This is a genomic window from Testudinibacter sp. P17/SS/0325 (assembly GCF_053570765.1).
Genome location: NZ_CM131635.1, coordinates 2,357,658 through 2,372,586, shown reverse-complemented (window position 1 = coordinate 2,372,586; position 14,929 = coordinate 2,357,658). Strand labels below are relative to the sequence as shown.

Here is a 14,929-nt window from a genome sequence, read left to right as displayed (position 1 = left end):
AGTGCGGTTTAAAGACCGCACTTTTCAGGCTGATGACAAAGTCGCTTTCTCGAATAATTTCCCTCCCTCCGTATACGGAGGGAGGTGTCCGAAGGACGGAGGGAGGCATAAAGAATGTTAAAAATGAATATGCTGCATTTTCACATTATCCCTCCCTCCCCATTTTTCTTGTGAAAAATGCTACTCCCTCCGCACGCGGAGGGAGATCATAAAAACCGCACTTTTGTTCTTAGCCGATGTAAAATTGATCGTTATTCTGCCGCTTTATTTAACAGATACTGCACCAACAACGATACCGGGCGACCGGTTGCGCCTTTTTCCGCGCCGGATTTCCATGCTGTGCCGGCAATATCCAAATGCGCCCACGTGTATTTTTGGGTGAAGTTGGCTAAGAATGCCGCCGCGGTAATCGCACCGCCCCAACGTCCGCCGATATTGGCGAGATCGGCAAAATTGGATTTCAATTGCTCTTGATACTCTTCGCTTAACGGCAAGCGCCATGCTTTATCTTGCGCTTGCGCCGCCGCTTTTTCCAATTGTTGCGCCAATTCGTCATCAGGCGAAACCAAGCCGCTGTTATGTTGCCCCAATGCCACCACGCAAGCACCGGTCAGGGTGGCGACATCAATCACCACTTCCGGATCGAAACGTTCGACATAAGTTAAGGCATCGCATAACACTAAACGCCCTTCGGCGTCGGTGTTCAACACTTCCACGGTCAAGCCGTTCATGGTGGTGAGAATATCGCCCGGGCGATAAGCGTTGCCGTCCGGCAGGTTTTCACACCCGGCAAGAATCGCGGTGATATTCAACGGCAATTTCAGCTCGGCAACCGCTTTCATCACGCCGTAAACCGAGGCGGCGCCGCCCATGTCGTATTTCATCTCATCCATTTCCGCCGCCGGTTTTAGCGAAATCCCGCCGGCGTCAAAGGTTAAGCCTTTGCCGATCAACACAATCGGCTTGGCGTTCGGATTCGGGTGGTTTTTATATTCGATCACCGACATAAATGCCGGATTGTGCGAGCCGCGCGATACCGCTAAATAAGCATTCATGTTTAACGCTGCCATTTGCGCTTCATCAATAATGGCGGTCTTCACCAAATCCGATTGCGCCGCCAATTCTTGCGCAAGATTGGCTAAATACGCCGGATTGCAAACGTTCGGCGGGCAGTTTGCCACGTCTTTTGCCGCTTTCACTCCTTGCGCAATGGCGCTGGCGTGCTGTAGCGCCTGCTGTGCTTTCGCCAGGTCATCGCTTGCCACCGCAAACATTAGATTTTGCAAGGCTTGGCGCGCGTCGGATTTTTTGCTTTTGAAATCGTCGAATTGATAACGGGCTTGCTGCACGGTTTCCAGCGCAAACCGCACTTTCCAATAAATACCGCGTTTTTTGACCTCGACTTCATTTAAAAAGCTGACCGCACTTTGAATGTTGCCGGCAGCAAGTGCGGTAAAGGCTTTGCTGATAATTTGTTGATATTGGCGTTCGTTTAAACTTTCGTCAGCGTTGCCGCAGCCAACCAGTAGGATACGTTTAGCCGGGCTATTCTTGACATGATGTAACATCAGGGTTTGTCCGATTTTGCCTTCGATTTCGGTATCGGCTAACAAGTCGGCAAGATAGCCGTGGCTAAGTTGATCCAACTGCTGTGCCGCAGGGCTAAGTTGTTGATTTTTGTAAACGGCAACGATCACACAATCGCTGTTTTGAGCGGAAATCGGGTTGTCGGTAAGGTGAAATTGCATTGGCTTCTCCGGAAATATTTTTATTGTTGTGGTTATGAAAATAAGGGTATCATTATACGATTTATTATGCTGAATGACATTGGAACAAGTAAAAAAGTCGTGATTTTTATGGTATTGGCTTTTCTGTTGTCATAGATAGCAAGAATTTTAAGATAAAACACCAAAAGGGTTGCTTGTGATCTTACTTAAATATTTAACCAAAGAAATTTTCAAAAGCCAGATAGCGATTTTGTTTATCTTGCTGTTGATTTTCTTTGCGCAACAATTGGTGCGCGTGCTGGGTTCGGCGGTGAATGGCAATGTGCCGTCGGATTTGGTTTTTTCGCTGTTGGGCTTGGGTATGCCGACTATGGCGCAATTGATGTTGCCGCTGTGTTTGTTTATTGCGATTTTGATGACATTGGGGCGGCTCTATGCCGACAGTGAAATCACCGTCATGCGCGCTTGCGGTGTCGGACAGCGGATTCTCATGCGCGTGGCGTTATTGCTGTCGGTGTTGACGGCTGCGTTGGCGGCATATAATGCTTTTTGGTTGTCGCCTTGGGCAATCGAGAAGCAGGTGAATATGTTGGAGCAGGCAAAGGCCAACCCGACGCTGTCGGCGTTAAGTCCGGGACAATTTATCAGCAACAACGACGGTAATTTTGTGCTGTTTATCGATCAGGTCGAGGCTAACTCCTTAGAAAATATTTATCTGTTTCAAATGCGCGAACGCGGCAATATCAAACCGTCGGTGTTGGTGGCGCAAAACGGTAATCTGGAAGCTTTGCCCAACGGCGATCAAATCCTGAAACTGAATAATAGCGAACGCTATGAAGGCAGTGCGATTCTGCCGGATTTTAAAATCACCCATTTTGACGATTATCAGGCTTATTTGACGTTTACCAATGTTGATTCGCAAAGCGATAAAATCGAGCGGTTGAATCTGAATCAACTGCTTAGCGAAGATTCGGCCGCTTCAAGGGCAGAGCTGTGGTGGCGGATCTCGTTAGTCCTTGCCGTGCCGTTGATGGCATTGCTTGCCGTTCCCCTGAGCAAAGTCAATCCGCGCCAAGGACGGTTTGCCAAAATGTTGCCCGCACTTTTGCTGTATTTAATCTATTTTCTCCTCTTGAGCTCGCTCAAATCGGCGGGAACCAGCGGCAAAGCGGAGGCTGGGGTGTGGATTCCGTTGGTGCATTTTGCCTTTTTATTCATTGCAATCATGTTAAATAGTTGGAACAGTGCGTTTATGTATCGTGTCCGTCATCTGTTTTCTCCCAACTCGGCAGTAGAGGATTGATTATGTTTGGTGTATTGGATCGTTATATCGGACGGACAATCTTCGCGACAATCCTGGTGACATTGTTCATGTTGGTCGGTTTGTCGGCGATTATTAAATTTGTCGAACAGTTCCGTGATGTCGGCAAAGGCAGTTATGATGGTTTGCAAGCGGTGTATTACACCTTGCTCACCATACCGCGCGATATTGAAACCTTTTTCCCGATGGCGGCATTGTTAGGGGCGTTAATCGGTCTGGGCGCGCTTGCCGCCAATAGCGAACTGGTGGTAATGCAAGCGTCCGGTTTTTCCCGGTTAAAAATCGGTTTATCCGTGATTAAAACCGCTGTTCCGCTGATTTTGGCGATTATGCTGCTCGGCGAATGGGGGATTCCGCAAACCGAACAGTTTGCGCGTAATATGCGTTCGCAAGCGATTTCCGGCGGATCGCTGTTATCGGTACAAAACGGTATTTGGGCGCGTGACGGCAATAATTTCGTTTATATTCAGCATGTGAACAATGAAAACACCCTGAATAATATTTATATCTATCAGTTCGACAATGAACGCCGACTGAAAGTCATGCAACAGGGAAATCAAGCAAACTATAACGAGCAGAATGGCAACTGGGTGTTCAACCAGTTGAGCGAAACGGTGATTGAAGGCGATAGCATTCAAAACCGTAACTATTTAAACCACGTTTGGCAATCCAGTCTTACCCCGGATAAACTGTTGTCGGTCAGCCTGAAAGCCAGTTCATTGTCGATTAGCGGCTTGAATAATTATGCGACGTTCCTGAAAGAGAGCGGGCAGGATTCAAAACAATTTGAATTGCTATATTGGCGCAAGTTGTTCCAACCGTTGTCGGTTGCGGTGATGATGTTACTGGCATTATCTTTTATTTTCGGACCACTGCGCAGCGTTACCACCGGCGCGCGCATTGTGACCGGTATTGTCTTTGGTTTCGCGTTTTATGTGATTAACGAAACGTTCGGGCGTGTCACGGTGGTGTTTAATATTCCGCCGATTATCGGCGCACTCTTGCCAAGTTTACTGTTTTTATTACTGACTTGGTGGTTATTAAAACGTAAACCGAGCTGATTTTTGACGGGCAAACCGCACTTGAAGACGAATATCTGTATGAGATGTAAACAAAAAAGTGCGGTGTTTAATAAGAAATAAGCAAGTTGTCTAAAATTAAAGCGAACGAATGCAAATTTTAAATTTTGCGCTTGCAACTTGGCTTGATAGCCGTATAATGCGCACCACTGACAGCGATTATGTTTATCAGCGTTGCCTGGGTGGCGAAATTGGTAGACGCAGTTGATTCAAAATCAACCGCCTTCGGGTGTGCCGGTTCGAGTCCGGCCCTAGGCACCACTGGTAAATATAATCATCAAGCCCCTATCGAAAGATAGGGGCTTTTTTATGTGCTAAAGCCGGTAGATTCACGATCTAAATCAATTCGGCATTAATTTTTGCTATAAATTTAAACGAAAAATAGTGTATAGTTAACTCCAGTTATTTTCTATTTTATAAATAATTATCTAAAGGAGGTTGTTATGGCGCTTGCACCTATGTCTGTACGTAAGTTTGAATGTTTGTCCGAAGCGGATGCGGAGCAAATTTGCACTGCGTTGAATAAGGCGAAATATGTCTCGATCACCTTGGGAAGTGCGGTTGTTTCACAATGCCGCGCCACCAAAAAGCTGGGTGGAATTTTAGCGAAAGTGAATTTGACCGAAGTGATTCCGAGCGAATACGATCTCGCGCAAATTCAAGCCGTTATTTAAAATTGTCTTCCTTTTTTTCTTTAGAATCGGATTGCCGCAGTGTCTGTATTGAGACTGCGGCAATTTTTTATCTACATACCAAACCTAACTAAGCCGCTGTTGTCAGTAACAACCTTGATTTTCCCCTTTCACTCACAGCGGTTTTTCGCTAAAATCAGACGTTTATTTTCAAGCTGAAAAGTTATTTGGCAAGTGAAAAGGTTGGCAGGTGAAAAAAGCACAATTTTATCTTTTACAGGCGGGAAAAGCGGATTCAGAGCTGAGCGCGCAAGAAGCGTTGACTTGCGATTTGGCGGCCGATGCATGGCGGCTCGGCAAGCGAGTGTTAATCGCCTGTGAAACGGAACGGCAGGCATTACTGCTGGACGAAGCCTTGTGGCAACGCGATGCGGAACAATTTGTGCCGCATAATTTGTCCGGCGAAATCACCACTTATGCCACCCCGATTGAAATCAGTTGGATCGGTAAACGCAATAGCCAACGGCGCGATTTGCTGATTTCACTGCAAAGTGCGGTTCCCGATTTTGCCAACAGTTTTAGCCAAGTGATTGATTTTGTGCCAAGCGAAGAACAAGCCAAAATCCAAGCGCGCGAACGCTATAAGCAGTATCGCCAACTGGGATTCGAATTGTCGACACAGCAAATTTAATCAGCAATTCGTTTAGTAAGTAATAAAGTGCGGTCAGCACTTTCAAATAAGATAGAGAATATGGAAACCACTTATAATCCACAAAATATCGAACAGCGTTTATACCAAAATTGGGAGCAACGCGGCTATTTTAAACCGTCGGAAGATCGTTCCCGTCCGAGTTACAGCATTGCTATTCCGCCGCCGAATGTCACCGGCAGTTTGCACATGGGGCATGCGTTCCAGCAGACATTAATGGATACTTTGATTCGTTATCACCGTATGCAGGGCGATAATACCTTGTGGCAGGCGGGGACGGATCATGCCGGAATCGCCACACAGATGGTGGTTGAACGCAAAATTGCAGCGGAAGAGGGCAAAACGCGGCATGATTTTACGCGCGAAACCTTTATTGATCGCATTTGGCAATGGAAAGCGGAGTCGGGCGGCACGATCAGCCAACAAATGCGCCGTATCGGGAACTCGGTCGATTGGGAACGTGAGCGCTTCACTATGGACGAGGGGCTGTCCGATGCGGTGAAAGAAGTGTTCGTGCGCTTGCATGAAGAGGGCTTGATTTATCGCGGTAAGCGTTTGGTGAACTGGGATCCGAAACTGCACACCGCCATTTCCGATTTGGAAGTGGAAAACAAAGAGAGCAAAGGCAGCCTGTGGCACTTCCGTTATCCGTTGGCAAACGGGGCGAAAACGGCGGACGGCTTGGATTATTTAGTGGTTGCCACCACCCGCCCTGAAACCGTGTTGGGCGATACCGCAGTGGCGGTGCACCCGGAAGACGAGCGTTATCAATCGCTGATTGGCAAAACCGTCTTATTACCGCTCGCCAATCGTGAAATTCCGATTGTTGCCGACGATTATGTCGATCGCGAGTTTGGAACGGGCGTGGTGAAAATCACGCCGGCGCATGATTTCAACGACTACGAAGTAGGCAAACGCCATCAATTGCCGATGGTCAACGTGCTGACGCTGAACGCCGATATTCGCGAGCAAGCGGAAGTGCTGAACAGCGACGGCAAAGCCAACAACGATTACCAAGCCTTTATTCCGGAAAACTATCGCGGCTTAGCGCGTTTTGCGGCGCGTAAACAGTTGGTTGCCGAGTTTGAAGAACTGGGTTTACTCGATCAAATCAAACCGCACGATCTGAAAGTGCCTTACGGCGACCGTGGCGGTGTGCCGATTGAGCCAATGCTGACCGATCAATGGTATGTCAGCGTTGCCCCATTGGCGAAAACGGCGATTAAAGCGGTGGAAGACGGTGAAATCCGGTTTGTGCCGAAACAGTATGAAAACCTGTATTTCTCGTGGATGCGCGATATTCAAGATTGGTGCATTTCCCGTCAATTATGGTGGGGACACCGTATTCCGGCGTGGTACGACGAGAGCGGTAAGGTGTATGTGGCGCGCGATGAAGCCGAAGTGCGGTCGAAATACAACTTAGCCGCCGATGTTGCGTTGCGCCAAGACGATGATGTGCTGGATACATGGTTCTCTTCCGGGCTGTGGACATTCTCGACCTTAGGCTGGCCGAAACAAACCCCTGATTTGGAAATGTTCCACCCGACTAATGTGTTGATCACCGGCTTTGACATTATCTTCTTCTGGGTTGCCAGAATGATTATGTTCACCATGCACTTTATCAAAGATAAAGACGGCAAGCCGCAAGTGCCGTTCAAAACCGTGTATGTGACCGGTTTGATCCGTGACGAAAGCGGGCAAAAAATGTCGAAATCGAAAGGCAACGTGATCGATCCGTTGGATATGATCGACGGCATTGATTTGGAAGCCTTAGTTGAAAAACGTACCGGCAATATGATGCAACCGCAGTTGGCGGAAAAAATCGAAAAAGCCACGCGCAAAGCGTTCCCGAACGGCATTAATCAGCATGGCACTGACGCATTGCGTTTCACCTTGAGTGCGCTCGCGTCAAACGGGCGTGACATTAACTGGGATATGAACCGCTTGGAAGGTTACCGTAATTTCTGTAACAAACTATGGAACGCCAGCCGATTTGTGTTGATGAACGCCGAAGGCAAAGATTGCGGTTTTGGCGCAGGCGAAAAAGAACTTTCCCTAGCGGATCGTTGGATTTTAGCCGAATACAACAATACGGTGAAAGCCTTCCGTCAGGCATTGGACAGCTATCGTTTTGACTTGGCTGCGAATATTCTGTATGAATTCACCTGGAATCAGTTCTGTGACTGGTATCTGGAATTGACCAAACCGGTCTTTAACAGCGGCAGCGAAGCGCAGCAACGCGGCACTCGCCACACCTTATTAACCGTGTTGGAAAGTCTGTTGCGTTTGGCGCACCCGATTATTCCGTTTATCACCGAGGAAATCTGGCAACGGGCGAAAGGCTTGGTCGGCGTGCATGGCGATACGATTATGTTGCAACCGTTCCCAAGTTATAATACAGAACGTGTCGATCAAACCGCACTTGATGAAATCGAGTGGCTGAAAGAAATTATCGTCAATGTGCGCAATATCCGCGCCGAGAAAAACATTCCGCCGGGCAAAGGCTTGGATCTGCTGCTGCGGAATTTAAACGAGAACGAAGCCGCTTGTTTAGCCAAAAACCGCACTTTGTTGCAAAATATGGCGAAATTGGATTCGGTGCAAGTGTTGGCGCAAGGCGAAACCGCACCGTTGTCGGTGGCGAAACTGGTCGGCGGCTGCGAGTTGCTGGTGCCAATGGCAGGTTTCATCGATAAAGCGGCGGAACTGGCGCGTTTAAACAAAGAAATCGAACGTTTGCAAAATGAGATCGCCCGTATCGAAAATAAACTGTCAAACGAAGGCTTTGTCGCCAAAGCGCCGGCGGCGGTGATCGATAAAGAACGGTCAAAAATGGCGGAGTATCAAGACGGCATGGAAAAACTCAAAGCGCAGTATTTGAGTATTGAAACGCTGTAATTGGGCAAATAGGCTCAGCAAAGAATCAGGGCGCATGATATGCGCCCTTTTTTATACCGCACTTTTTATGCTAAAAACTATCTTTTCGGTTTACTCACCATGATTTCAATCACCTGCTTATCGGTGTAGAGCATACTGCGTGAGGCGATGGCGCAAAGGTTATTGATGGTGGCGTCAATATCATATTCGACAATGCCTTCTTCGCCGGTGACGCGGGTGTTGTCCATTGCCATTAGCACCGATTTGTAGCCGCTGGATACGCTGGTGGAGACTTTCATCGCGCAACTGTTGGCGGCGCCGTCGCAGATAATGCCGCTGATGTCGCCGATCATGCTGCAAATGCCCATGCTCACGGTTTCAAATTTGCCGGTCAGCAACCAGGCAATGCCGGCGCAACTGCCCATTGACGCGGTGGTGACGGCGCAAAGTGCGGAAAGCTTCGGCAGTTTGCTGTGGATATAAATTGCCATTAAGTGCGATAAAAACAGGGCGCGCGTCAGTTTTTCTTCATCGGCTTGCAAATACTCGGCAACCACCACCACCGGCATGGTGGCGGCGATACCTTGATTGCCCGAACCGGAATTGCTCATCGCCGGTAGGGTTGCGCCGCCCATGCGCGCGTCGGAGGCGGCGGTGGTTTGGATAATCACCCGGCTTAATAAATCGTCCGACATCAAGCCGCTGCCGACGTGTTTTTGCAGCGTGCGCCCGATATGCAAACCGTAGTTTTTGCTTAGGCCCTCTTGCGAAAGTGCGGTATTCAGCCGTGCCGCTTCTAAAATAAACGCGATTTTGTCAATTTCGACATTGACGGCAAAATCAAACAGATCTTGAGCGGTCAGTTGCTCGAAAACCGTATATTCGTTTTCGCTGGTACAGGCTTGCCGTCCGGCATGTTGATAGATCATCTCACCGTTTTTCTCAATCGAAATAATATTGGTGTGATTATCTTGAATACAGACTTTGACCCAATCGTTACCATGAAATAAGGTGGCTTGCGAATAGAGAATTTGCTCGGTATCTTTAATCCCGACCGTGACTTTTTGCTCGGCTAACAATTGCTTTGCCGCGGCGATTTGTTCCGCGGTGATCTGTTTTAACACTTCCAATTTGCCGTCGGGATCTCCGCCCAACGCGCCAATCGCCGCCGCAATCGGCAAACCGACCATGCCCGTACCCGGCACGGCAACGCCTAAGCCGTTTTTCATCAGATTAGGCGATACCTTAGCTTCGATTCGCTCCGGCTTTGCCGCGAGATATTTCGCTGCCACCGCTGAAGCCAGTGCCAATGAAATCGGCTCGGTGCAGCCTAATGCCGGCACAACATCATTGCGCACGATTTCGACTAATTGGGTTTGTAATAGTTCGCTGAGTTTCGGCATAAATCATTACCATTGAGAAAGAGAAAAATAACGGCGCATATCATAGCAGGTTAGCCGGCAAGATAAAGAAACGAATGTCTGAAATGTGATTTTTTAAGCTTTTTTCTCTTGAAGCGGAAGGGTGTATAATCGTTTTTTGTGATGAATCAGCATTAGGATTAAGTATGAACAAGACAGGACTTGCGGTTTCGGTATTGAATCTCGCGCCGGTGCGTGCCGGTTTTGACAACCGCCAGGCAATTGAGGCGATGACATGGCTGGCACAACAGACCGAACAATTAGGCTATAGCCGTTATTGGGTGGCGGAACACCACAACACGCCCGGTTTGGTCAGCTCGGCGACGTCAATATTAATCAGCCATTTGTTGCAGCACACACAGCGGATGCGAATCGGTTCCGGCGGGGTGATGTTGCCGAATCACAGTCCGTTAATGGTGGCGGAGCAGTATGGCACGTTGGAAACCCTGTATCCGCAGCGGGTTGATTTGGGATTAGGGCGTGCGCCCGGAACCGATCAGGCAACGGCGCAAGCCCTACGCCGTAATCCTGCGCTGGAAAGCGCGCTGTCTTTTCCCGATGATGTGCGCACTTTGCAACGTTATTTAGGCGACAGTGATAAACAGGGTTTTGTCAAAGCCTATCCGGGAGTCGGCACGCATATTCCGCTGTATATTTTGGGTTCGAGCACCGAAAGCGCCTATTTAGCCGCCGAGTTGGGCTTGCCTTATGTTTTTGCCGCCCATTTTGCGCCGCGAATGTTGGAAAGTGCGGTGGCGATTTACCGTCGGCAATTCAAACCGTCCAGTGTGTTGGCCGAACCGTATTTTATTTTGTGCCTGAATGTGATTGCGGCGGAAACGGACGCCGAAGCCGAATTATTGGCAACGTCGCAGCAGCGTTTTTTCCTGAATGTGGTGCGCAATACCCATTTGCCGTTGCAACCGCCTAAAGCGATTGCCGCCGGGGAAATCGAACCCCACGAGCAACAGGTGTTGAACAGCATGACCGCCTGCACCTTATTGGGCAGCCCGGCGAGTGTTGCCAATCAGTTGCACCAGTTACAGCGTATTATCAAAGCCGATGAAATGATGGCGGTCACCTATATTTACGATCAGCAAAAACAGCTCGATTCTTATCGCTTATTCAAACAAATCGCCGAACAATACCAAAGTGCGGTTTAGTCGATAAAAAGCCCTTAACCGGCGTAGCAATTAAGGGCTGAGACCGCACTTTAGCCAAAGTACGGTTGCTTGATTTTCCAGACGACTATTTTTCAAATAACTCTGCGTGCAGTAAGCGCACCACGTCGTCGGCGTGTTGGCTTTGTACCAATAAGCAGATGTTGTTGGTGCTGGCGCCATAGCTGACCATACGCACGTTATACTGTTCGATTGTGCCGAATAAACGTTTTGCCACGCCGGCGGTAATGTGCAGATCGTTGCCGATCAAGGCAACCAGCGATAAACCGGTATCCACTTTCACATTGCAAACTTCGCTCAGTTCGGTCAGCAGTTCGTTGGACAACATACTCGCGCCGGAAGACGCCGAACCGGTTTTGTCTAAGGTCAAGGCAATGCTGACTTCGGAGGTGGTGATGGTATCGACCGAAATTTTGTGTTTTGCCAAAATATTAAACACGTTGGCTAAAAAGCCTTGTGCGTGCAGCATACTCAGGCTGGACAAGGTTAATAAGGTTTGGTCACGGCGCAGCGCAATCGCACGGAATGTCGGGCGCGGTTGCGGATCGCGCGTGACCCAAGTGCCGCCCGCCGCCGGATCTTTGCTTGAGCCGACATAAACCGGAATATTGCTGCGCACCGCAGGTAATAAGGTGGCAGGGTGCAATACTTTCGCGCCGAAAGTCGCCATTTCCGCCGCTTCGGCAAAGCTCATGGTATCGATTTTTTGTGCAGCAGGCACAACGCGCGGATCAGTGGTGTAAATGCCCGGCACGTCGGTCCAGATCAAGACGTCTTTGGCGTCCAAGACTTCCGCCAATAATGCCGCGGAATAATCGCTGCCGCCACGTCCGAGTGTGGTGGTTTTGCCTTTTTCATCACGCCCGATAAAACCTTGGGTGATCACCAGCTCGCCACGGTTAATCAGCGGTTTTAAGATATTGTCGCAATTTTTTTGCGTTTTGGCGTCATCCGGTGCCGCTTTGCCGTAATTGCTGTTGGTGGCGACCAGCTGGCGCACATCGATCCAAGTGGCGTTGGTTTGCAGTTCGCGCAACACTTCCACAAAAATCAAGGTCGACATCATTTCCCCGTGGCTGATCAATTCATCGGTCAGCGCCGGCGAAGTTGCCAAACTGGCGGCTTCGGAAAGTGAGGCGACATTGGCAAGCAAGCGGTCAATTTCTTCGCTGATAACGTTATTGTTTTTCAATTCATCTAAGATGTTGTATTGAATGGTGCGCAGCTCGTCTAAATATTGGGTGCGCTGTTCGCTTTCGCAACCGTTGGCAAGTGCCACCAAAATATTGGTAACGCCAGCCGAAGCGGAAAGCACCACCACACGGGTGTTGGGATCAGCAATCACGATTTTGGCGCACGCACTCATCGCAGGGAAGTTGGCAACACTCGTGCCACCGAATTTAGCAACGGAAAGATGGGACATGGTTTGAGTTCCTGTAGTTAAAGTTAAGGTTAATGTTGTTAAGTGTTGTGTTTTTATTCTTTTGTAGTTTGCCATTTTTATGTAAAAAATCCACAACTAAAACGCGCCATAATAAAAAACCATCGCAATCAATCCACTGCGATGGTTTTGTGGTTCAGACCGCACTTTGCATTTTAAACTCAAAGTGCGGTTTTGCTGTGTTTTAGTTTAACTCGGCACGCAGTTTTTTGGTGACGTTGACCATCACTTCCAACGCGGCGTTGGTTTCCGGCCATGCGCGGGTTTTCAAACCGCAATCCGGATTGACCCACAACCGTTCGGCAGGGATGACGTCTAATGCTTTGCGTAGCAAATGCTCGATCTCCGCCGCAGTCGGGACGCGTGGGCTGTGAATATCGTACACGCCCGGTCCGATGTCGTTCGGGTATTTGAAATCACCGAAGGCGGTCAGCAATTCCATATCGGAACGCGAGGTTTCGATGGTGATCACGTCTGCGTCCATGCCTGCGATTGCCGGCAGAATATCGTTGAACTCGGAATAACACATATGAGTATGGATTTGCGTCGAATCCTGCGCACCGAAAGAGGACAAGCGGAATGATTCGCACGCCCAATCGAGGTAATCGTTCCAGTCGGCACGTTTCAACGGTAAACCTTCACGGATTGCCGGTTCGTCGATTTGGATAATTTTGATACCGGCTTTTTCCAGATCCAATACCTCATCGTTTAACGCCAGTGCAATTTGTTTACATACGGTTGAACGTTCGATGTCGTTACGCACGAAAGACCATTGCAAAATCGTCACCGGCCCGGTCAACATGCCTTTCATCGGTTTTTGGGTCAGGCTTTGGGCGTAAGTGGACCATGAAACGGTCATCGGATTTGGGCGCACCACATCACCGAAAATCACCGGCGGTTTCACGCAACGGCTGCCGTAGCTTTGCACCCAACCGAATTTGGTGAAGGCAAAACCGTCTAACAATTCGCCGAAATATTCCACCATGTCGTTACGTTCGGCTTCACCGTGCACCAACACATCTAAATCCAATTTTTCTTGTTGTTCAACCACATAGGCGATCTCTTTTTTCATCGCCGCTTCGTATTCCGCCGCTGAAATCGCCCCTTTTTTGAAGTTGGCACGGGCGTGGCGAATTTCAGTGGTTTGTGGGAACGAGCCGATATTGGTGGTTGGCAACAGCGGTAGGTTTAACCACGCTTGTTGTAACTTAATCCGCTCGGAAAACGGCGATTGACGTTGATCCGCATTGGCTGGCAGCGAGGCTAAACGGGCGGCAACTTCAGGGCGGTGGATCACGCTTGAAGCGGCGCGTGCGTCGGCAGCGGCTTGGCTTGCGGCAAGTGCGGTTTCAACACTGGCGCGACCGTTATTTAATGCCTGTTTAATCACATTCAACTCTTGGATTTTTTGCAAGCTAAAGGCTAACCATGAATAGAGATCTTTGTCTAATTGGGTTTCCACTTCCAAGTCAAATGGCGTGTGTAACAGCGAGCAGCTTGGTGCGATCCACAGCTTTTCGCCCAATTTGGCTTTTAACGGCTCAACCACGTCTAACACCTTGTTGAGGTTTGCACGCCAGATATTACGCCCGTCAATCACCCCGACAGACAACACGTTGCCATAATCTTCAAACGCCGCCAATTGTTGCGGTGCGCGCACCAAATCCACATGCAAGCCGGCAACCGGCAAGCTTTTTAATAAATCGGCATGCTCGGCAACTGAACCGAAATAGGTGGCAAGCAATAATTTGGCTTGCAGTTTTGCCAATCTTTCATAAGTCGGTTTAAATGCCGCAATCCACTCCGCCGGCAGGTCGACGGTTAAAGCCGGTTCATCAATTTGAATCCATTCTGCACCGGCTTGTACCAGTGCGGTCAGGATTTCTTCGTAAACAGGTAAGAGTTTGTCCAACAACGCCAAACGGTTAAACGCCTCTTTGCCTTTTTCTTTGCCTAACCATAAGAACGTGATCGGGCCGACAATGGTCGGTTTGGCTTTTAAGCCTAGCGCTTGTGCTTCTTGCAGTTGTTGTACATAGTGTGCCGGATTGGCTTTGAATTCGCTGTTTTTATGGAATTCAGGCACAAGGTAGTGATAGTTGGTGTCGAACCATTTTGTCATTTCGATGGCGTGCTGTTCCGCATTGCCGCGCGCCAGTTGGAAGAATTGTTCTAAGCTCAAATTGCTGCTGTCGAAGCCGAAACGTGCCGGAATTGCGCCGGTCGCCACTTGCAGATCCAAAATATGATCATAGAAAGTAAAATCGGCTACCGCCACGTAATCTGCGTTGGCGGCGGCTTGGTGTCGCCAGTTTTTCTCACGCAAGGCTTTGGCGATGTCGAGCAGATCTTGCTCTGCCAACTCTTTGCGCCAATAACGTTCTTGAGCAAATTTTAATTCACGTTTTGCGCCTACGCGCGGAAAGCCGGCTAAATGAAATGTTGTCATGATGGTTTCTCCCGATATTTAAACTGATTTATTCTTAAATAGCCGTCTAAATGGCTATCTGAGATGCAGGATGACGGATTTTAGTATATTAT

At 48.9% G+C, this 14,929-nt stretch carries 10 protein-coding genes and 1 tRNA gene; 7 read left to right on the top strand and 4 right to left on the bottom strand.

Annotated elements, in window-relative coordinates; genetic code table 11:
• Positions 1–251 precede the first annotated feature (251 nt).
• Positions 252–1,748, bottom strand: a complete 1,497-nt coding sequence (locus ACWA50_RS11345; RefSeq protein WP_431052611.1) for a leucyl aminopeptidase — start codon at positions 1,746–1,748, stop codon at positions 252–254.
• A gap of 175 nt (positions 1,749–1,923) precedes the next feature.
• Between ACWA50_RS11345 and lptF the strand changes: the two genes are divergently transcribed.
• The 6 genes from lptF to ACWA50_RS11315 all read left to right on the top strand — a co-directional run bounded on the left by lptF (position 1,924) and on the right by ACWA50_RS11315 (position 8,366).
• The gene (lptF, locus tag ACWA50_RS11340) at positions 1,924–3,030 is read left to right on the top strand and encodes an LPS export ABC transporter permease LptF (RefSeq protein WP_431052609.1); all 1,107 of its coding nucleotides are present in this window, start codon (positions 1,924–1,926) and stop codon (positions 3,028–3,030) included.
• Positions 3,031–3,032: 2 nt separating this feature from the next.
• Positions 3,033–4,109, top strand: a complete 1,077-nt coding sequence (gene lptG / locus ACWA50_RS11335; protein WP_431052607.1) for an LPS export ABC transporter permease LptG — start codon at positions 3,033–3,035, stop codon at positions 4,107–4,109.
• Between the two features lie 194 nt (positions 4,110–4,303).
• A tRNA-Leu gene (locus tag ACWA50_RS11330) sits at positions 4,304–4,388 on the top strand.
• Between the two features lie 182 nt (positions 4,389–4,570).
• Positions 4,571–4,801, top strand: a complete 231-nt coding sequence (locus ACWA50_RS11325; protein WP_431052605.1) for a hypothetical protein — start codon at positions 4,571–4,573, stop codon at positions 4,799–4,801.
• A gap of 208 nt (positions 4,802–5,009) precedes the next feature.
• The gene (locus ACWA50_RS11320) at positions 5,010–5,450 is read left to right on the top strand and encodes a DNA polymerase III subunit chi (protein ID WP_431052603.1); all 441 of its coding nucleotides are present in this window, start codon (positions 5,010–5,012) and stop codon (positions 5,448–5,450) included.
• 60 nt (positions 5,451–5,510) lie between these two features.
• Positions 5,511–8,366 (top strand): valine--tRNA ligase, encoded by a 2,856-nt coding sequence (locus ACWA50_RS11315; protein WP_431052601.1) that lies wholly within the window; start codon positions 5,511–5,513, stop codon positions 8,364–8,366.
• A gap of 77 nt (positions 8,367–8,443) precedes the next feature.
• Here the strand turns inward: ACWA50_RS11315 and ACWA50_RS11310 are convergent, their stop codons facing one another.
• Positions 8,444–9,748 carry an L-cysteine desulfidase family protein gene (locus tag ACWA50_RS11310; RefSeq protein WP_431052599.1) on the bottom strand — a complete coding sequence of 435 codons (1,305 nt, stop codon included), beginning with the start codon at positions 9,746–9,748 and terminating at the stop codon, positions 8,444–8,446.
• 164 nt (positions 9,749–9,912) lie between these two features.
• Between ACWA50_RS11310 and ACWA50_RS11305 the strand changes: the two genes are divergently transcribed.
• On the top strand, positions 9,913–10,929 hold the full coding sequence (locus tag ACWA50_RS11305; RefSeq protein WP_431052597.1) for an LLM class flavin-dependent oxidoreductase: 1,017 nt from the start codon (positions 9,913–9,915) through the stop codon (positions 10,927–10,929).
• An 85-nt stretch (positions 10,930–11,014) separates the two neighbouring features.
• Here the strand turns inward: ACWA50_RS11305 and lysC are convergent, their stop codons facing one another.
• Together lysC and metE are read right to left on the bottom strand one after the other, a co-directional pair.
• Positions 11,015–12,370 (bottom strand): lysine-sensitive aspartokinase 3, encoded by a 1,356-nt coding sequence (lysC, locus tag ACWA50_RS11300; RefSeq protein WP_431052595.1) that lies wholly within the window; start codon positions 12,368–12,370, stop codon positions 11,015–11,017.
• A gap of 202 nt (positions 12,371–12,572) precedes the next feature.
• Positions 12,573–14,837: a 5-methyltetrahydropteroyltriglutamate--homocysteine S-methyltransferase gene (gene metE / locus ACWA50_RS11295; protein ID WP_431052593.1), complete on the bottom strand. Its 2,265-nt coding sequence runs from the start codon at positions 14,835–14,837 to the stop codon at positions 12,573–12,575.
• Between the last annotated feature and the right edge of the window lie 92 nt (positions 14,838–14,929).

Excerpts from the sequence above, each read along its gene's own strand:
- ACWA50_RS11345 (WP_431052611.1), bottom strand. The coding sequence starts at position 1,748 with ATGCAATTTCACCTTACCGACAACCCGATTTCCGCTCAAAACAGCGAT.
- lptG (WP_431052607.1), top strand. The coding sequence starts at position 3,033 with ATGTTTGGTGTATTGGATCGTTATATCGGACGGACAATCTTCGCGACA.
- ACWA50_RS11325 (WP_431052605.1), top strand. The coding sequence starts at position 4,571 with ATGGCGCTTGCACCTATGTCTGTACGTAAGTTTGAATGTTTGTCCGAA.
- ACWA50_RS11315 (WP_431052601.1), top strand. The coding sequence starts at position 5,511 with ATGGAAACCACTTATAATCCACAAAATATCGAACAGCGTTTATACCAA.
- ACWA50_RS11310 (WP_431052599.1), bottom strand. The coding sequence starts at position 9,748 with ATGCCGAAACTCAGCGAACTATTACAAACCCAATTAGTCGAAATCGTG.
- ACWA50_RS11305 (WP_431052597.1), top strand. The coding sequence starts at position 9,913 with ATGAACAAGACAGGACTTGCGGTTTCGGTATTGAATCTCGCGCCGGTG.
- lysC (WP_431052595.1), bottom strand. The coding sequence starts at position 12,370 with ATGTCCCATCTTTCCGTTGCTAAATTCGGTGGCACGAGTGTTGCCAAC.
- metE (WP_431052593.1), bottom strand. The coding sequence starts at position 14,837 with ATGACAACATTTCATTTAGCCGGCTTTCCGCGCGTAGGCGCAAAACGT.